Annotated in this window: 16 protein-coding genes; 1 reads left to right on the top strand and 15 read right to left on the bottom strand. The window is 60.5% G+C overall.

The features are described 5' to 3' along the window. From IF199_RS01135 to IF199_RS01120, 4 genes are all read right to left on the bottom strand, one after another. Complete coding sequence (locus IF199_RS01135; RefSeq protein ID WP_192559480.1) at positions 1–2,253, bottom strand: glycoside hydrolase; 2,253 nt, start codon at positions 2,251–2,253, stop codon at positions 1–3. A gap of 90 nt (positions 2,254–2,343) precedes the next feature. Further along, positions 2,344–5,409, bottom strand: coding sequence for an efflux RND transporter permease subunit (locus IF199_RS01130; protein ID WP_102620582.1), 3,066 nt, complete (start codon positions 5,407–5,409; stop codon positions 2,344–2,346). After that, entirely contained in the window at positions 5,406–6,470 is a 1,065-nt protein-coding gene (locus IF199_RS01125) for an efflux RND transporter periplasmic adaptor subunit (RefSeq protein WP_096821882.1), read from the bottom strand. Before IF199_RS01125 ends, IF199_RS01130 begins: the two co-directional genes overlap by 4 nt. Continuing rightward, entirely contained in the window at positions 6,467–7,570 is a 1,104-nt protein-coding gene (locus IF199_RS01120) for an efflux RND transporter periplasmic adaptor subunit (protein ID WP_192559479.1), read from the bottom strand. Before IF199_RS01120 ends, IF199_RS01125 begins: the two co-directional genes overlap by 4 nt. Before the next feature lie 144 nt (positions 7,571–7,714). On the opposite strand from IF199_RS01120, the gene IF199_RS01115 reads away from it, so the two are divergent. Further along, positions 7,715–8,911 carry an AAA family ATPase gene (locus tag IF199_RS01115; protein WP_096821880.1) on the top strand — a complete coding sequence of 399 codons (1,197 nt, stop codon included), beginning with the start codon at positions 7,715–7,717 and terminating at the stop codon, positions 8,909–8,911. Between the two features lie 46 nt (positions 8,912–8,957). Here IF199_RS01115 and IF199_RS01110 read toward each other — a convergent pair whose 3' ends face one another. From IF199_RS01110 to IF199_RS01060, 11 genes are all read right to left on the bottom strand, one after another. Further along, positions 8,958–9,836 carry a transporter substrate-binding domain-containing protein gene (locus IF199_RS01110; protein ID WP_096821879.1) on the bottom strand — a complete coding sequence of 293 codons (879 nt, stop codon included), beginning with the start codon at positions 9,834–9,836 and terminating at the stop codon, positions 8,958–8,960. Further along, positions 9,833–10,615: an amino acid ABC transporter ATP-binding protein gene (locus IF199_RS01105; protein ID WP_192559478.1), complete on the bottom strand. Its 783-nt coding sequence runs from the start codon at positions 10,613–10,615 to the stop codon at positions 9,833–9,835. Before IF199_RS01105 ends, IF199_RS01110 begins: the two co-directional genes overlap by 4 nt. After that, complete coding sequence (locus tag IF199_RS01100; protein ID WP_096821877.1) at positions 10,612–11,271, bottom strand: amino acid ABC transporter permease; 660 nt, start codon at positions 11,269–11,271, stop codon at positions 10,612–10,614. The genes IF199_RS01105 and IF199_RS01100 overlap by 4 nt, the downstream gene beginning before the upstream one ends. Further along, on the bottom strand, positions 11,252–11,917 hold the full coding sequence (locus IF199_RS01095; protein ID WP_096821876.1) for an amino acid ABC transporter permease: 666 nt from the start codon (positions 11,915–11,917) through the stop codon (positions 11,252–11,254). The genes IF199_RS01100 and IF199_RS01095 overlap by 20 nt, the downstream gene beginning before the upstream one ends. Before the next feature lie 467 nt (positions 11,918–12,384). Further along, positions 12,385–13,182 (bottom strand): MetQ/NlpA family ABC transporter substrate-binding protein, encoded by a 798-nt coding sequence (locus tag IF199_RS01090; RefSeq protein WP_096821875.1) that lies wholly within the window; start codon positions 13,180–13,182, stop codon positions 12,385–12,387. 164 nt (positions 13,183–13,346) lie between these two features. Continuing rightward, the gene (locus tag IF199_RS01085; protein WP_192559477.1) at positions 13,347–14,279 is read right to left on the bottom strand and encodes a sigma 54-interacting transcriptional regulator; all 933 of its coding nucleotides are present in this window, start codon (positions 14,277–14,279) and stop codon (positions 13,347–13,349) included. 56 nt (positions 14,280–14,335) lie between these two features. Beyond that, positions 14,336–14,917 carry an alpha/beta hydrolase gene (locus IF199_RS01080; RefSeq protein ID WP_085712674.1) on the bottom strand — a complete coding sequence of 194 codons (582 nt, stop codon included), beginning with the start codon at positions 14,915–14,917 and terminating at the stop codon, positions 14,336–14,338. Positions 14,918–15,086: 169 nt separating this feature from the next. After that, the gene (locus tag IF199_RS01075) at positions 15,087–15,488 is read right to left on the bottom strand and encodes an ExbD/TolR family protein (RefSeq protein ID WP_003220570.1); all 402 of its coding nucleotides are present in this window, start codon (positions 15,486–15,488) and stop codon (positions 15,087–15,089) included. 1 nt (position 15,489) lies between these two features. Next, the gene (locus tag IF199_RS01070) at positions 15,490–16,215 is read right to left on the bottom strand and encodes a MotA/TolQ/ExbB proton channel family protein (protein ID WP_011331927.1); all 726 of its coding nucleotides are present in this window, start codon (positions 16,213–16,215) and stop codon (positions 15,490–15,492) included. Positions 16,216–16,260: 45 nt separating this feature from the next. Beyond that, a complete protein-coding gene (locus tag IF199_RS01065) occupies positions 16,261–17,073 on the bottom strand; it encodes an energy transducer TonB (RefSeq protein WP_192559476.1) in 813 nt (270 codons plus the stop codon). A gap of 379 nt (positions 17,074–17,452) precedes the next feature. Then, positions 17,453–17,779: a hypothetical protein gene (locus IF199_RS01060; protein ID WP_007952780.1), complete on the bottom strand. Its 327-nt coding sequence runs from the start codon at positions 17,777–17,779 to the stop codon at positions 17,453–17,455. Between the last annotated feature and the right edge of the window lie 107 nt (positions 17,780–17,886).

Raw genomic sequence — 17,886 nt, 5'->3', positions numbered from 1 at the left:
TCAGGGCCTCGCTTCAACCTGAAACCAGGTTGGCGCACTCCCCGGCGAGCGCACCATGATGCTTCGCCCGGGCACAGTCTGCCCCTGCACCTCATGCGTCTGCACATCAAAATTGGCCAATAAGCGCGTGCCGTCTTCAAAGGATGTCTGCTGAACCAGCCGGTCCGCGCTCAACCATTCGAAACCGGTGAGCGCCTGGGTTGCCAGACGTTCATGCAAAGGCCGGAAGAATGCATCCTGACGGGCAATCTGCGGCAATCGCTGCGCAAGCGTGTCGACACTGAGGTGATACAGCGGCGCAACGTTGTAGAGCAACTGCGCGAGTTCGTTGTCCGCCCGTACATTGGTCAGCTTCAGGCTATCGAACAGCCAGTGGTGGGACGTGATCACCGAGCCATGGAACACCGCTTGGTACATCGGCAAACGGCTGGCCGGATCAAAGTGAATACGCCGCAACGACTCCTTGATCGGCACAGGTTTGAAGAAAACCTCTGGCTGCTCCGGCGGATACCACTTGCCTGCAAAGTACCTGGACTTGGGGTTCTTGCTCATTTCGGCATCGCCCCAACCGATCACCGGCGTCTGCATGCCATGGGCGAACAACACGCCTTGCGCGGTCGTTGCGTTGCCATCCTCGGAACCTGCGGGCAGTTTCAGGACTTCATTGATCCAGCGTGATGCCCCGATGTTGCCTTCGGCATTTTGTGCCTGGGTCATCGTTGCCCCGGGACGGTAGCTGTCGAACAGCATGCCGGTGGCATAGGCATCGAGAAACCAGCTGTTGAAACCGGCGGCGTCGCGAATGGCCGCGACCCGCTGCTCAAGCAGCGGTCGCACGCAACGGGGGTCGGTGTAATGCCCCGATTGCTGGAAGCCGCTTTTCAGCGTTCCGTCGCCCTTCACGATTGCGCACTCAAGATTTGCCCTGTCCCCCAGGTGTGCGGTGGTCCAATCAGGGTTCTCGCTACGGCTCAGCGCCGTTTCATAAGAATCGTACGGCGCGATCAGATAACCCGCTGCCACGCCGGCCTTGATCGTCTCGGGGTGCCAGAGGCCACCCTCCCAGCCTTCACCGAGTCCCAACCACAAACGGGACAGCCCGGCGCTCTGTAATTGCTTGATCGTATCCAGCGACAAGGTGCTGCCCCAGCGCTCGGGTTCGGGCGTCAGCGCCTCACCGAGGTGGGCTGCCACTTGTGCGCGCACATCAGCGTAACCGTTGACCAGAGCCTGCATGTCCGGCACGCCCCGGGCCTGCCAGGTCTTGCGTGCCAGGGTATTCAGGGCGTGGTTGAGACCGCGCAAAAGCATTTTTTTCTGATAGCCGTTCAACTCCCCGCCAGTGGCAAGGATCTGCAACGCCTCACGATCCATTCCTGCTTTCAGCCCACTGGCCAGTGAGCCCCCACCGCGCAAGGTGTCGAGCAGCACGGACCAACTGCGCACATCTTTGCCCCCCAGCAAGTCGTTGCCCCACAGGTACAGATGACTGGCGCCCGGCAGTCGCCTCGCGTCAGGTGTTTTCGTGAATTTGCTGCTCAAGGTTTCATAACGACCGTTATCGATCAGCCATTGCCGGTAGCGCCTGGCGCCGGCCAACGGGTCGGTTGCCCCGAGAAACAGCGTGAACGTCAACGGCGTCGACGGTTCGAGTGAGGTGAAGCGATGCCGGGCGGACAGCGCCAGAGTCTTGCCTTCGGCGCTGAACAGCAGTCGATTGTTATAGGGATTGGACATCAGCCAATGCAGGCTGAATCCATCATGTTCAACACCCCAAAGCGGCAAACTCAGATCCTGAGTGGTATTGAATTCGCCCTGATTCAAAAGAAACGAATGCCACACCGGATCGCCGCGCGGCACGTAGTGCCCCTCGGCCAGAGGCCAGATCAGCCCCTTGCCCATCGCGCTGGCGGGCTGACGGAGAAACTCCAGTTCTGCGGGCTCACGCGCCGTGATCGAGAAGGACAAATCACGTTGATCGAGCGTGGCGCTGAGGGTCCAGGCTCCGTCATCCCATTGCCAGTCGATGCGGTTGTCGCGCCTGATCAATTGACTGACCTTGTGCGGGGCAATCCCCGTCGACGCCTGCACCGTCTCGCGGCCCGCAGGGGTGATACGGACAGCCAGCGTTGCCGGATCGAGTTGCACGCGCCACAACGAGTTTTCCAATAACGTGTCGGCCCAGGACAGGGACGACAGACATAAACCGACAATCAGCAATAACGCGCGCAGCCAGCAAGTAACGGTAAGCATCAGACGTCCCTTCTCCTAAAGGAGGAGGGACGTTAACCGAATACGCCGACGCTGTAAGTCAGGCCCTTCGCAAATATGTAACAAGCGCACTCACTGTGCCGATGACGAGGCGTCCTTCTTCGGCTCGCGAATCTTGTACCAGGCCACATACAGCGCCGGCAGAAACAGCAGCGTCAGCAACGTCGCAATGACGATCCCGCCGATCATCGCGTAGGCCATCGGCCCCCAGAACACTTCCCGGGCGATCGGAATCATGCCCATGCTCGCCGCCGCCGCGGTGAGCAGGATCGGCCGACGCCGGTGCTCGGTCGCTTCCACCACCGCATCCCAGGGCGCGTAGCCTTTTTGCTCGTATTCTTCGATCTGCGTCACGAGGATCACCGAGTTACGGATGATGATGCCGATCAGCGCCAGAATCCCCAGAATCGCCACGAAGCCCATCGGCGTACCGGTCGGCACCAGCGCCAGCACCACGCCGATCAGCCCGAGCGGCGCGACACTGGCCACCAGGAACAGCTTCTGCACGCTGTGCAACTGGATCATCAGGAAGGTCGCCATCAGGAACAGCATCAGCGGCAAGACCTTGGCAATCGGCCCCTGCGCCTTGCCGCTCTCCTCGACCGTACCGCCAGTGGCGACCTTGTAGCCCACTGGCAGTTTGGCGGCGAAGGCATCGATGGTGGGCTTGAGGACTTTCACCAGATCGGTCGGCTGGATTTCATCGCGCACCGAGGCCTTGATGGTGATGGTCGGCAAACGGTCGCGACGCCACACCAGCGGCTGCTCCAGTTCATATCGCACCGTGGCGAAGGCAAGCAGCGGAATCGACGTGCCGTTGGGCGTGACGATCTGCAGGTTTTGCAGGGTTTCCGGTGTACCGCGTTCGGAATCCACCGCGCGACCGACCACGTTGATCAGGTAGATATCGTCGTCGACCTGGGTCAGCGGCGAGCCACTGACAATGCTGTTCATCAGGTTGGCCACATCTTCCGATGACAGGCCGAGCTGACGCGCCTTGTCCTGAGCGATGTCGATGCGCAGGACTTTGCCAGGCTCGTTCCAGTCGTAAATGATCTCGCCGATGTGCGGGCTCTTGTCCAGTTCGGTGGCCAGGTCGATGGCGTGCTTGCGCACCTGATCGACGTCCTTGCCGCTGACCCGGTACTGGATCGGACGGCCCACCGGTGGGCCCATTTCCAGGGCTTGCACGTAACTGCCGATGCCGACGAAATCCTTGCGCAGACGATCACGCAGGCGCTGGCTCAAGGCTTCGCGGGCCTTGAAGTCTTTGCTGACGATCACCAGTTGCGCGTAGTACGGGTTCTGCAATTGCTGATCCAGCGGCAGGTAGAAACGGATTGCGCCCTGGCCGATGTAAGTGCTCCAGCGCACGATGTCCGGGTCGCCCTTGAGCGAGGCTTCGAGCTTGTCGACGGCCTTGCGGGTTTCATCGATCGAGGCGTTTTGCGGCAGGTTCAGGTCAACCAGGATTTCCGGGCGATCGGACGACGGGAAGAACTGGTTCTGCACAAAGCGCATGCAGAACACGGCAAGGACAAAACACAGCACCGTGATACCGATCGCCCACCAGCGATTGCGCATGCACCACAGCAGACCGCCATTGAACGCCCGCCCGATGCGTCCGGGTTCGGCTTCATGGGGTTTTACGTTGGTGCTGAGGATGTGCACGCCGATCACCGGTGCGAAGAACACCGCCACCACCCATGACACGATCATTGCCACCGCGATCACCGCGAACAGCGTGTAGGTGTACTCACCGGCGGAGCTGGCGTTGAGACCAATCGGCACGAAACCGGCCACTGTCACCAGCGTACCGGTGAGCATCGGAAACGCTGTGGAGGTGTAGGCGAACGTCGCCGCCTGCTCCTTGCTCTCGCCCATCTCCAGACGCGTCACCATCATCTCCACGGTGATCATCGCATCGTCCACCAGCAACCCGAGGGCGATGATCAATGCACCCAGAGAAATCCGCTGCATGGTGATGCCGCTGTACTCCATGTACACAAACACCATCGCCAGCACCAACGGGATCGAGCACGCCACCACCAGCCCGGCACGCACGCCGAGGCTGATGAAACTCACCACCAGCACGATGACCACCGCTTCGAACAGCGCACTGGTGAAGCCACCGACCGCCTCTTCCACCACCACGGCCTGATCGGAAACCGTGTGCACGCCAACCCCCACCGGCAGGTCGGCGGTGAGTTCATCGATGCGCGCGTGCAGGGCCTTACCGAATGCCTGAACGTTGCCACCCTTCTGCATCGCAATGGCCAGGCCAATGGCCGGCTTGCCGTCGAAGCGGAACTCCGGCGTTGCCGGGTCGACATAACCGCGACTGATCTCGGCGATGTCGGCCAGACGATAGAAGCGGTCATTGAGCTTGAGATTGACCTCGGCCAGATCCTTTTCCGAGGCGAACTGCCCGGAGGTGCGCACCGAAATGCGTTCCGGTCCGGCCTCGATCACACCTGCCGGGGTCACGGCGTTCTGCGATTGCAGGCTCTGCACCACCTGACGCTGGTCGATGCCCAGCGCCGCCAGTTTGCGGGTCGAGAAGTTCAGGTACAGCACTTCGTCCTGCTGGCCGATCATTTCGATCTTGCCCAGCCCCGGCACACCGCGGATCTCGGCGCGGGCCTGTTCCACGTAATCGCGCAACTGGCGCATCGTCAGGCCGTCGGCCGTGAACGCATAGACCGAACCGAAGACGTCACCGAACTCGTCGTTGAATCCCGGCCCCTGAATGCCCTGGGGAAACTGGCCGCGAATGTCGTTGATCTTCTTGCGCACCTGGTACCAGATTTCCGGAATGTCCTTGGCGCTGGTGGTGTCGCGCAGGTAGACGTAGACCGTTGACTCGCCGGGGCGCGTGTAGCTTTTCACGTAGTCGAGGGAATCGAGTTCCTCGAGTTTTTTCTCGATGCGGTCCGTGACCTGCTTGAGCGTTTCTTCCTGGGTCGCACCTGGCCACTTGGTCTGGATCACCATGGTCTTGATGGTGAACGACGGGTCTTCCTCGCGCCCCAGATTGATGTACGAGAACACCCCCATCAGCAGCCCGACGAACATCAGGTACCAGACGAACGACTGATGCTTGAGGGCCCATTCGGAGAGATTGAAAGACCCTTTCATTGACTGTCCTCGTCGAGTTTCACGGCTTGTCCGGGTTTGAGGCTGTTGACGCCGGCGCTGACCACACGCTCGCCGGACTTGACCCCACCGGCCAGCACCACGGTGCTGTCGGTGCGGCTGGTCACGCTGACGTCACGCGGGGCAACGGTTTTGTTTTGCGGGTCGATCACCCAGATCCGGGTTTTACCGTCGGCCTCCTGCAAGGCTGTCGCGGGCAATTCGATTCGCGGCTTGATCGCTGAACTGAGGGTCACGCTGATTGCGGTGCCGAGGCGGAATCCGGGCGGCGTTGAGGCCAGCGTCAAACGCGCGCGGCGGGTACGGGTGGCGCTTTGTGCCTGAGGCTCGATTTCACGGATGACGGCCGTGGTGTTGATGCTCGGATCGAGTTGCCCGGCCACCAGAAACACCACGTCGCTGGGAATCTGGTCGACCAGCGTGTCCGGCAGATCGATCACCGCTTCCTTGATGTCCGGTTGCGCCAGCGTCACCACTTGCTGGCCGGCCGTCACCACTTGCCCGGCCTCGGCGTTCCAGGCGGTGACCACGGCTTTATGGTCGGAGCGCAGCTCGGTGTAGCCAAGCTGATCCTTGCTCTGGTTGACCGCCGCCCGCGCCTGATCGAGGGACGCCTGGGTGGTCTTCAGATCAGTGGTGGCGATGTCCAGTTGCGCCTGGGCGCCGACGCCGCGATCAAACAGCGCCTGCTGCCGCCGAGCGTTGGCCTGGGCGTTGATCAGTTGTGCTTCGACTTTCGCCAGATCGCCCTGGGCCGAACGCAACTGGTTCTGCTGGTCGGACGGATCGAGGGTGGCGAGCAAGGTGCCCTTCTGCACCTCGGCGCCGACATCGACGTTGCGACTGGCGATGCGCCCGCCGACGCGAAAACCGGTGTTGCTCTCGTAGCGCGCCTGAATGCTGCCGGCGAAACGGCCGAGGTTTTCCTCGCTCAGCGCTTCGACCTTGATCGACAGCACCGGGCGCACCGGCTCCGGCGGTGGCTCGTTCTTGGAACAGGCACCCAGCAGCAGCCCGATCGACATCACCCACAAAGGCTTCATGGCTGCGCTCCCGATTGCAGATCCTTGTAGGTGTTCTCGGCGATCTCGACTTTCATCCCCGGATGCAGCAGTTGCCCGCCGGCAATGATCACTTTCTCGCCGCCCGTGAGGCCGGCGCTGATAATCACGTGCCCGGTCAGGTAGCGGCCGACGGTGACGTTGTGCAGTTGCGCCTCACCCTTGTCGTCCACCATCCACACCGCAGGTTCGCTGATGTTTTTGGTCAGGGCCGACCACGGCAATTCCACCGCCGATTTACCGCTGCCCTTGGCGGTGGCGCTGACCACCGAACCGAGCTGCATGCCCTGCGGCAGACTGTCGAGGGTAACTTTGACCTGCACCGTGCCGGACTGCGCCGACACCGCCGGGGTGATTTCGCGCACGGTGCCGGTGGTCTTGATTTGCGGATTGTCGAGCAGGCTGACGACGATCGAACGCTCCGCCGGGCGCTCGGCCAGCAGCGATTCGTAAACGTTGAACACCGCGTCGCGGTCGCCGTCCCGGGCCAGGCTGAAAATCGGCGCGGTGGCCTGAACCACCTGGCCGACTTCGGCCTGACGCTCGGTGATGATGCCGGGTGCATCGGCGATCAGCGCGGTGTAACTCAGTTGATCCTTGGCATTGGCCAACTGCGCCTGGGCCGCGCTCAAGGCACTCTGGCTGCTGCGCAATGCGGCTTGTGCGGAATCGTATTCGCTCTGGCTGGTGTAACCCTTGGGCAACAGTTTCTGCTGACGGACGAATGCGGCGGCGCTCTGCTTGACCCGCGCCTGCTCGGCCAGCACCTGGGCCTGGGCGGAGTCGACGTTGGTCTGCAAGTCCTTGGGATCGAGTTTGGCCAGCACTTGTTTGGCCGAGACGCGGTCACCGACATCGACCATGCGCTGGATGATCTTGCCGCCGACCCGGAACGACAATTCGGTCTGTACCCGCGCCTGAACGTCACCGGTGAGGGTCACGGACGCCGCGAAGTCCGCGGGTTTGACCTCTTGTACAAAGACCCGTGGCAGGTATTCCTGAGGTGGCTTCTTTTCGCTGCAGGCCGCGAGCAAAGCGAGCAGGCTCAGCATCACCGCTGTTTTCAATCCGGGACTCGCCATGCAGACTCCTTCCTGTGTACGAACGTGCAAGTGACGGTACGACTGTGAGCTTAGAACAGGGTTCAACCTTCGTCCGGGCGATATATGCATTTATGTGCAGCAGGTATCCTGACCCGGAATTCGGGGCACCCAAGAAGGATTTTCATGCTCAAGACCCTCGCGGTAGCCAATTACCGCTCGATCAATAAATTGGTAATCCCGCTGGGTCGGCTGAACCTGATCACCGGCCCCAACGGCAGCGGCAAGTCCAATCTTTACCGGGCGCTGCGACTGCTGGCGGAAACCGCTCAGGGCGGCGTGGTCAATGCGCTGGCCCGTGAGGGCGGGCTGGACTCGACGTTCTGGGCCGGGCCGGAAACCATCAGCCGGCGCATGCGCAATGGCGAAGTGCCGATTCAATCGACGGTCCGCCAGGGCGTGAAACGTCTGCGGCTGGGGTTTGCCGGGGAAGATTTCAGTTATTCGATCAGCCTCGGGCTCCCCGACTCCAACGGGCATTTCATGCTGCCTGGAGACCGCGTACCGACCCCTTCGCGCTTCAGCCTTGATCCGCAAATCAAGCGGGAATGCATCTGGGCCGGGCCGCTCTATCGACCTGCCAGCTTGCTGGTGGACCGCGACGGGCCAATGATTCGTACCCGTGATGGTCGCACCTGGGATGTCATGGCCCAGCACACGCCGACATTCGACAGCCTGTTCGATCAGGTCGGCAGCCTGCGCACCTCGCCGGAAGTGTTCCAGATGCGCGAGTTCATCCGCCGCTGGCGCTTCTACGATCACTTTCGCAGCGACGCCGACGCCCCGGTGCGCCAGCCACAACTGGGCACGCGCACGCCGGTGCTGCATCACGACGGCCGGGATCTGGCGGCAGCCTTGCAGACCATCCGCGAAATCGGCGACCCCGAGGCGTTGCAGGCCGCGATCAGCGATGCGTTTCCCGGCGCACGGTTGAACATCGCGCCGCTGGCGGGCGGACGCTTTGCCATCGAGTTTTTTCAGGAAGGGTTGTTGCGACCGCTGTCGGCGGCAGAGTTGTCGGACGGCACGCTGCGTTATCTGCTGCTGGTCGCCGCACTGCTGACGCCACGCCCGCCGTCGCTGATGGTGCTGAACGAACCGGAAACCAGTCTGCATCCGGATCTGTTGCCGGCGCTGGCGCGATTGATCATTCGTGCATCGCAGGAGTGTCAGGTGTGGGTGGTTTCACACGCACGGCGATTGATTTCGGCGTTGCAGGAAGATGAGGAATGCAATTGCATCGTGCTGGAAAAAACCCTCGGCCAGACCGGGATCGTCGGGCAGAGGGTTCTGGATGAGCCGGCGTGGAACTGGCCGGATTAGCTTGTTGATCGATCGTTCCCACGCATGCGTGGGAACGATCATCGGCTTAGCCCTGCCACTTCCCGCCTTCAACAATCACGCTCTCAGGCTTGGTGTCATCGCTTAGCTCTTTACGCACATATTGGTCATACAGCTTGAGCAGGTATTTCTCTTCACCCAACTTGGCCAGCTCGGTGTTCACCCAATCGCGCAATTCGATGTTGCCCTTCTTCACCGCAGGTGCAATCGGGGCTTCAGCGCCGAGTTTTTCATCCAGCACGCGGTAGCCCGGGTTCTGCTTGGCCCAGCTGAACAGCACCAGATTGTCCTGCGCGTAAGCATCGCCACGGCCGTTGGCCAGGGCTTGCAGGGACTCGGAGTTTTTCTCGAACTTCAGCAGTTTCCAGTCCGGGTGATTCTTGGTCAGCCAGATATCGGCAGTGGTGCCGGTGGTAACGATGGTGGTGCGGGTCGCCAGGTCATCCAGTTTCTTCACTTCGCTGCCCTGAGCCACCAACGCCTGCACCGCGACTTTCAGGTTCGGGTTGGTGAATTCCACCGCTTCCTTGCGCTCCGGGGTCACGGTCATGTTGGCGAGGATCAGGTCGACCTTGTCGCTCTGCAGGAACGGAATGCGGCTCGCCGGCTCCACGGCCACGAACTCGACCTTGTTTTCATCGCCCAGCAGATCCTTGGCGAATTGACGGCCGATGTCGGTATCGAAGCCAACATAGCGACCGGCTTCATTGACGAAACCGAACGGCGGTTTGTCGGTGAATACGCCGACGATCAGTTTGTCGCGGGCCTTGATCTTGTCCAGATAACCGGCCGGCGCGGTGCTTTCGCTGGCGACTTTCGGCTTGGCCGGTTCTTCGGTCTTGTTGCAGCCGGCCAGCAACGCGAGGCTGATCAGCGGTAATGCAAATAGAGCTTTGGCAGTTTTCATGGCAGTTCCAGTTCCTTGGTTTGAGTCGTTGTGGGCAGTGCTTCAACGTAGGAGAACTTCTCCAGGAACTGCTGCGCGCGTGCGGTTTGCGGGTTCGTAAAGAAAAGCTCGGGCGGGTTCTGTTCAAGGATGTGCCCGGCATCCATGAACACGATGCGATCGGCCACCGCGCGGGCAAAGGCCATTTCGTGGGTGACGATCAACAGGGTCATGCCCTCGCGGGCCAGGCCCTGAATCACTTCCAGCACTTCCTTGACCATCTCCGGGTCGAGGGCAGCGGTGACTTCATCGAAGAGCATCACTCGCGGGTTCATGCACAACGAGCGGACGATGGCGATGCGTTGCTGCTGGCCGCCGGAGAGCTGGCGCGGAAAGGCATCACGTTTGTCCAGCAGACCAACGCGTTCGAGCAATGCTTCGGCTTGCTGCCGTGCTTCGCGGCGTTCGCGTTTCTGCACCTTGAGCGGGCCGAGCAGCAAGTTATCGAGCACGCTCATGTGCGGAAACAAGTGATAACTCTGGAACACCATGCCGATCTGCTGGCGCACTTCACGCCAGTCGGTAGCCTTGTCCAGCAGTTCGCGGCCGGCGAATTTCAAGTGACCGCTGTGGGCGGTTTCCAGACCGTTCAGGCAACGCAGCAGTGTGCTTTTGCCGCAACCGCTGGGGCCGAGGATGACGATGACTTCGCCGGATTTCACTTGCAGGTCGATGCCCTTGAGCACCTGCTGTTCGCCGAAGAATTTGTTGAATCCCTGAAACTCGATCAATGCGCTCATGCTTGCGTCCAGCGCCGCTCCAGCACACGCGAGGCGGCCGACAGCGGGTAGCAGATGAAAAAGAAAAACAGGAACAGCGCGCCGTAGATCAGCACCGATTCGTAGGTGCGCTCGATGATCTGCTGGCCAACCTTGATCACATCCACCACGCCGATCAGCACCGCCAGCGAACTGGTCTTGATGATCCGCGTGTAGACGTTGATGGTCGGTGGCGTCATGCGTTTCAGCGCCTGGGGCAACAGCACGTAGCCATAGAGCTGCGCCGCGTTCAGACCGATCGACAGCCCCGCTTCACGCTGCCCGCGCGGCAACGAATGCAGCGCACCGCGCGCCACTTCGCCGACCTCGCTGGCGCCCCACAGCGACAGCACCAGCACCGCACACCAGAAACTCGGCAGGCTCAGGCCAAAGAAAATCGGCAGGCCGAAAAACAGCAGGTACAACCAGACCAGCACCGGAATCGCCCGGAACAGCTCCAGATAAATTCGCAGCACCGCGTTCAGCCACGTCACGTTGAGCGTGCGCAGCACACCGTAGAGCACGCCGCCGACGGTACTGATGGCGATGCTGAGGAACGAGATCGACAGGGTTTGCCCGGCGCCTTTTGCCAGTTGCGGCAACGACACCCAGAGCAGTTCAAGACCCGAACTGGCCATGCTGGAGCCTCCTTTCCAGACGGCTCAACAGCAGCGACAGCGGCAGGAACAACAGCACGCAGATCAGCGTCAGCACGGCGAGCATTTCGTAGGTTTTGTAGTAGAGCGCGATGTAGCTCTTGGTGGTGTAGAGAATCTCCGGCACCGCCACGGCCGAGACCACGGTGGTCTCCTTGAGCAGGAAAATGAAATTGGCGAACAGCGACGGCAGGCTGAGGATCCCCGCTTGCGGCAGGATCACGTAGCGCAGCAACTGACCGTGGGACAAGCCGATGGAACGGCCGGACTCCAGTTGCGCCTGAGGCACCGCATCGACGCCGGCGCGCAGCACTTCGGTGAGGTAGGCGCCGCCGAGAAAAGTCATGGTGATGATCGCCGCCGTGAAACCGGAAACCTTGATCCCCAGTGCCGGTAAGGCGAAGTAGACGAAGAACAACTGGATCAGCAGTGGCGTGTTGCGCGCCAGCTCCACATACAGCCCGACCAGCTTTTGCAGGTAAGGCGTGCGGAACACCAGAATCGTCGCATTGAGCAACGCCACCAGCAGCGAGGTGCCGATGGCGATCAAACCGACCTGCAGCGTCACACCCACGGCTTTGAGAAACGCCGGCAGGGTGCTGAGGATAAATGCGTAATCGAAGTTCATGAAACATCCTGACGCCGCTCGGTAAGCGACGGTGGTGCAGTCCATGGGCAGCGGATAGCTGTCCGGCAGGCACCGACTTTAAAGGTATAAAAAGAAGAATTTAAATACCGATAAAGCATATTGATATCACACAAAAAACTAATCGACGGGTTTGCCGGGAAGGAGGAGGAAGGCTATTGTCCCCAGCGCTGTAGGACGGATCTTTTTTTCATCAAGGCCCTCCAAGGACGAACAGCTTTTGGCCAGACTCCCTCGGCCGAACCCCATAACAAGGAAGAGAACATGGACGTAAAAGTGCCGCAGCGACTGGATCCGCATGAGATTGTGAAATTGTTGGTGGCGTTGCGCCGGGCGTTGAAGACCGGGATAGCGTGAGCTTAAAAACCCCTCACCCGCACACACAAAAACGCCGATGACCATCACTGGCCATCGGCGTTTTCATACCTGAAGGGGTTGTGTTGCTGAGATCAGAACGCCGGCAGTACCGCGCCGTTGTACTTCTTCTCGATGAACGCTTTGACTTCCGGGCTGGTCAGGGCCTTGGCCAGCTTCTGGATCGCGTCGCTGTTCTTGTTGTCCTCACGGGCCACCAGGAAGTTCACGTAAGGCGAATCGGCACCTTCGATCACCAGAGCATCCTTGGTCGGGTTCAACTTGGCTTCCAGCGCGTAGTTGGTGTTGATCATGTCCAGGTCGACTTCTTTCAGAACACGCGGCAGCAGGGCCGACTCCAGTTCCTTGAACTTGAAGTTGTGCGGGTTCTTGGCGATGTCTTTTGGCGTGGCCAGGGCGTTCTTCGGATCTTTCAGTTCGATCAGGCCAGCCTTCTGCAGCAGGATCAGTGCACGACCGCTGTTGCTGCCTTCGTTCGGAATGGCGATGGTGGCGCCGTCCGGCAGCTCGGCCAGGGTCTTGTACTTGCTCGAGTAGCCGCCAAACGGTTCAACGTGCACACCTTGCACGGTCACCAGGTACTTGGCTTTGTCGTCCTTGTATTTGCCCTGGTTGAAGCTGTTCAGGTACGGCAGGGTCTGGAAGTAGTTGGCGTCCAGACGCTTCTCGCCAACCTGTACGTTCGGCTGTACGTAGTCGGTGAAGACTTTGATTTCCAGATCCACGCCTTCTTTGGCGAGGGTCGGTTTGATCAGTTCGAGGATCTCGGCGTGCGGAACCGGGGTCGCCGCGACAACCAGTTTCTCGCCGGCCTGCGCCAGGGAAGCCGTCAGAGCAGCCGCCAATGCGGTAAACAACAGAACCTTTTTCATGCAGTGTCCTTATCGAAAATCGGTCGTCATCGACGACGGCATTAATACGTGTGCCAGCGATGTGCTACTGCTGGCGTGAAGCGGACAATACCGGGATTTTTTATTCCCGGACAATAACGTTTATTCAGCTTCATATTCCATTTTGTTCATGTTGAACAAAATGGTTACAACGCCTCGCCCAGGCTCAACAGTAATTTTTTCAATGCCTTACGTTCCTCGGCTGTCCCTTTGGCAGTGATGCTCGCCACCTGACGTTCGATCTGAACCAGCGTCCCAGACACCTCGGGCAGGTTCAGGTGCTCTGGCAGAATTTCCTCGCCAGTGCTCACCAGCAACGCAAAATGAATGACGTTTTCCAGCTCTCGGGTGTTGCCCGGCCAACTGTGTTGCTCCAGCACCTCCTGCGCCGCTTCGCTGATCAGCGGCACCGGCAGATCCAGGCGCTGGCTGTAGATGCCGAGGAAGTACTCGGCCAACGACAGAATGTCGCCGACCCGCGCGCGCAACGCCGGCAGTTCCAGATGCCCCTCGCTGAGATAGTGATAGAGCCGCTCGTGGAATTTCCCCGCCGCCACCGCTTGCGCCAAATCGATGCTGGTCGCCGCCACCAGGCGCACATCCACCGGGCTCGGTTGATGGGCACCGACGCGGGTGACTTCGTGGTTTTCCAGCGCGGCGAGCAACTTGATCTGGATCGGCAACGGCAGGTCGCCGATTTCGTCCAGGTACAAGGTGCCGCCGTTGGCCGAACCGAACCAGCCGGCGCGACTGCTGGCCGAACTGCTGTAACTGCCGGCGGCGTAGCCGAACAACTCGGCATCGGCATACGTCGGACTGATCGCCCCGCAATTGACCGAGACAAACAAGCCGCTGCGATCACTGGCGCGGTGGATATGGCGGGCGAGCAATTCCTTGCCGGTGCCGGTCTCGCCGCGAATCAACACCGAAATCGAGCGCGGTGCGAGTTGGGCCATTTCCTCGCGCAGCTGGCGCGAGCGTGGATCGACGAACACCAGCGCCTTCGCGCGAATGCTCAGGGGACTTTTTTCCGCATCGGGAAAGGTCAGCAACGGCTGACCGAAGGTTTCGAAACTCATGGCAGACTCCCGCCCCAAATCGCCGGGAGACGGGGGCGCTGAAAAAATAAAAATGGTCAGGCACGACGCCGGGCGTGGTGTTCCATGCGGTTTTGCAGGCGATACAGATAAGCGAATCCCTGCTCCCAGCGTTGATGCCCGGACTTCACGTTGATATGGCCGGCACCCGCGAGAATTCCCGCCTCGGCGCCCCAGTTGCGTGCCAGCTCCAAGGCACGCGGCGCACTGACGGCGGCGTCGTTGTCGGAGCTGACGACCTGGCTCGGGAACGGCAGCAGATCGGTCGGGATCGGTGCGAAATTGCGCAGTGCCGGCACGCAGGCCGGACGCTCCACATCCGCAGGCGCGACCAGCAGCGCACCGCGCACCTGACGCAAATGCTGCAACGGCGCGGTGGCCGCCCAGTGCGCCACGGTGATGCAACCCAGGCTGTGAGCGATCAGGATCACCGGCGTGCTGTCGGCGGCAATCGCCTCGGCCAGCGCCGCGACCCAGTCTTCACGACGCGGCGTCAGCCAGTCGGCCTGCTCCACCCGCGCGCTGTTCGGCAGGCTGTTCTGCCAGTGGCTTTGCCAATGATCTTCTGGCGATCCTTGCCAGCCCGGCACAATCAGATAGCGGATTGATTCGTTGCGCATGGGGGAGCTCTCCTGCGTCGTGTCTGTTCCTGAAGGAGTATAGGGACGGGATTTATATTCGTTAAGGAATAAGAAGCTATTTATTAAGACCTGAAAAGAATATAAATCCTCAGGCAAAAAAAGGGGCCGCACCCTGCCAAGGAGACGGCCCCGGAAAAACGTGAAACCCTTATCGTGCAGTGATCACCGACAGTTTGGTGATGCCCGCCCGCTCAATCGAAGCCATGGCTCGCGCCACTTCGCCGTAATTCACCCCGTCGTCAGCCTGCAATTGCACGCGCACTTCCGGGTCCTTGGCCTTGGCCGACTTGAGGTTGAACTCCAGCAGGTCCGGCTGGATTTCGTCCTTGTTGATAAACAGTTTTCCCGCACCGTCGATGCTCACCACCAACGGGTCTTTCTGCTCGACCGGCGCCACCGCTTCGGTCTTCGGCAGGTTGATCGGTATCGCGTTGGTCAGCAGCGGCGCGGTGACGATGAACACCACCAGCAGCACCAGCATCACGTCGACCAGCGGCGTCACGTTGATCTCGCTCAGCACCTCGTCGCTGTCTTGCGTGGAGAAGGCCATATCAGGACGCCTCCTTCACTTTTGTTGCGTTGCCCTGGGCCGCAGCCTTGTGCGCGGTCGGGTGGATCAGCACGCGGAACGAACTCTTTTGCGCCAGGCTGTAGAAGTCGTGGGCAAAGTCGTCCAGGTCCGCCGCCGTCAGTTTCAGACGACGCAAAAAGTAGTTGTAAACCAGCACCGCCGGCACCGCGACCGCGATCCCCACCCCGGTGGCGACCAGCGCTGCACCGATGGGACCTGCGACCGTTTCCAGACTCGCCGAGCCTGCCGCGCTGATGCCTTTCAACGCTTCCATGATTCCCCACACCGTGCCGAACAGACCAATGAACGGCGAGGTACTGCCAATACTCGCAACCACCGCCAGACCGGTTTCCAGCGAACGACGCTCGCGGACGATCTGCTGACGCAAGGCACGTTCGAGGCGATCCTGATGGTTGATCGCCTGGCTCAGGTCATTGGCCTGCGGCGCCTCGCCCACTTGAATCGCCGCATAACCGGCCTGTGCCACCCGCGCTGCCGCGCCGGGCTGGGTTTCGCTCAACTCGGCGGCGGAGTCCAGACTCGACGCCGCCCAGAAGCGCTTGTGAAATTTGCGATCCTGCGCCTTCAACCGGCCGAACTGCACAGCCTTGAGCAATGCCAGGCCCCAGGTGGCGACAGAGAAGACCACCAGCAGCCAGATCACCGCGCTTTCGATGGATTCCAGTGGAGATGCCAGTAACGTCATGATGTGTTCCCTCGTGTAAACGTTTAGCGCGAAATTGGTTTCGGTTTAATGAATCTTGAAATCGATGGGCACGCTGACCCAGCCGTCCTGGGCGACATCACCCTGCTTGGCCGGCACGAAGCTCCAGCGCTTCACGGCGTCCAGCGCCGCGTCGTCGAGCTGTTGCCGGCCACTGCTTTTCTGAATCTGGATCTCGCCCGGCTTGCCGCTGGCCAGTACGTGTACCCGGAGCAACACCGTGCCTTCCCAACCGCGACGCTGGGCCAGCGACGGATATTCCGGCGCCGGGTTCTTCAGGTACGCGGCGTTGGCCGAGGCCGGGGTCACCGGAGCAGGCGCCGGTGGTGCAGGTGGCGCTGGTGCGGCGACCGGGGCCGCCGGTTGTGGCGGAGCCGGGGGTTGCTCGACGGCTTTGGGAGCCGGTTTTGGTTCGGGTTTGGCGACCGGTTTCGGCTTGGGAATCGGCTTCGGTTTTGGTGGTGGCTTGGTTGCCAGTTCGTCTTCCACCGGTGGCGGTGGCTCGACCACAGGTGCCGGTGGCGGCGGTACAACCACAGGTGGTGCCGGTGGTGCCGGGCGCGAAAACTCGATGGTCATCGGTGGAATTTCCGGCGGCACGATCGGCAGCGCCGGTGTCGGATGCTGATTGATCCAGTAGATCACCGCGCCATGTACCACCAGCGCCAGAACGCCGAGCAGAATCGTTTCGCGGCGGCTCAGAATGCCCTTGGGCGCGCGCTGCAAACGCAGTTGCCCCAACGGCACACGATGGGGCCGGCCGAGATCGACCAACTCGCCGCTCGGCGCCTGGCGCCACAGCACCTCCTGTGCACTGGCGGCGGTCTGGACATTGCCCATTGATTTACTCCCTGCGGTCTCTTTGCGTTTTTTCGCGTAGCCGATGCGCCGCTTGTTGAATCCCCCACGGCGTGATCGATGGGTTAATCATTGGGCTAGAGGCTTATCTCCGAAAGTAATCTTTCATGTTATGGATAGATGTTTATGGAATATAAAAAACGGTCATTTCCGCCAAAGCCACGGCCCGCAAGGCTTCCAGCGATTCGCCAGAATCGACATGCTTTCCCGGCATAAAAAGTATTCATCCAAGGCATCGGGTTATCGACGCCCCGGCATTCAGTGACAACTAATACCAAGGTGATAGTTGACGAACTTTTCAAGAGGCAAATAAAAAGGCCGATGCATGTTTAATGCATCGGCCTTCGACTTACAGAATTTCTTATTGTTTCACAAACTCCCCGGCCAGACCGACTACATCACCGTCAAAGTTGGTGCGTGAACCCACCGCACGAACTTTCGAGTAGTTGTGATCCGGCGAGAACAGGGTCCAGGACTGATAGCCAGTGCCGTCATTCAGAGCCGCGAAAGTAATGATCGTAGGCTGCCCGGTGCTGTTCTGGAAGTGGTAGTGACCGTACGCGATGTCGTAGTTCACGCCGTTCTGGCTGAATTTGCCGCTGAAGGTGCCGTTGGAGTCGTTGCCATCGGTAATCGTCAGTTTGGCGCCAGCGTTAGCGTTTACATAGTTGCCATTAATGCTCGACATAACGAGATTTCCTTTATCGTTGGATAAGTGTCTTCCGATGAGAGCAAGTTTCCTCCTGGAAACTCACGACACTCAGGATGGTTGGACATTTACTTATTGTCCACGCG

This window comes from Pseudomonas allokribbensis (assembly GCF_014863605.1).
Lineage (GTDB): Bacteria > Pseudomonadota > Gammaproteobacteria > Pseudomonadales > Pseudomonadaceae > Aquipseudomonas > Aquipseudomonas allokribbensis.
This window is presented reverse-complemented; position numbering and strand designations above follow the sequence as displayed.

What these genes read in the sequence shown, in the direction of transcription:
- IF199_RS01130 (WP_102620582.1), bottom strand. Translation starts at nt 5,409, where the DNA reads ATGAAAGGGTCTTTCAATCTCTCCGAATGGGCCCTCAAGCATCAGTCG.
- IF199_RS01105 (WP_192559478.1), bottom strand. Translation starts at nt 10,615, where the DNA reads ATGAGCGCATTGATCGAGTTTCAGGGATTCAACAAATTCTTCGGCGAA.
- IF199_RS01085 (WP_192559477.1), bottom strand. Translation starts at nt 14,279, where the DNA reads ATGAGTTTCGAAACCTTCGGTCAGCCGTTGCTGACCTTTCCCGATGCG.
- IF199_RS01090 (WP_096821875.1), bottom strand. Translation starts at nt 13,182, where the DNA reads ATGAAAAAGGTTCTGTTGTTTACCGCATTGGCGGCTGCTCTGACGGCT.
- IF199_RS01115 (WP_096821880.1), top strand. Translation starts at nt 7,715, where the DNA reads ATGCTCAAGACCCTCGCGGTAGCCAATTACCGCTCGATCAATAAATTG.
- IF199_RS01110 (WP_096821879.1), bottom strand. Translation starts at nt 9,836, where the DNA reads ATGAAAACTGCCAAAGCTCTATTTGCATTACCGCTGATCAGCCTCGCG.
- IF199_RS01125 (WP_096821882.1), bottom strand. Translation starts at nt 6,470, where the DNA reads ATGAAGCCTTTGTGGGTGATGTCGATCGGGCTGCTGCTGGGTGCCTGT.
- IF199_RS01100 (WP_096821877.1), bottom strand. Translation starts at nt 11,271, where the DNA reads ATGGCCAGTTCGGGTCTTGAACTGCTCTGGGTGTCGTTGCCGCAACTG.
- IF199_RS01120 (WP_192559479.1), bottom strand. Translation starts at nt 7,570, where the DNA reads ATGGCGAGTCCCGGATTGAAAACAGCGGTGATGCTGAGCCTGCTCGCT.
- IF199_RS01080 (WP_085712674.1), bottom strand. Translation starts at nt 14,917, where the DNA reads ATGCGCAACGAATCAATCCGCTATCTGATTGTGCCGGGCTGGCAAGGA.
- IF199_RS01075 (WP_003220570.1), bottom strand. Translation starts at nt 15,488, where the DNA reads ATGGCCTTCTCCACGCAAGACAGCGACGAGGTGCTGAGCGAGATCAAC.
- IF199_RS01065 (WP_192559476.1), bottom strand. Translation starts at nt 17,073, where the DNA reads ATGGGCAATGTCCAGACCGCCGCCAGTGCACAGGAGGTGCTGTGGCGC.
- IF199_RS01095 (WP_096821876.1), bottom strand. Translation starts at nt 11,917, where the DNA reads ATGAACTTCGATTACGCATTTATCCTCAGCACCCTGCCGGCGTTTCTC.
- IF199_RS01135 (WP_192559480.1), bottom strand. Translation starts at nt 2,253, where the DNA reads ATGCTTACCGTTACTTGCTGGCTGCGCGCGTTATTGCTGATTGTCGGT.
- IF199_RS01060 (WP_007952780.1), bottom strand. Translation starts at nt 17,779, where the DNA reads ATGTCGAGCATTAATGGCAACTATGTAAACGCTAACGCTGGCGCCAAA.
- IF199_RS01070 (WP_011331927.1), bottom strand. Translation starts at nt 16,215, where the DNA reads ATGACGTTACTGGCATCTCCACTGGAATCCATCGAAAGCGCGGTGATC.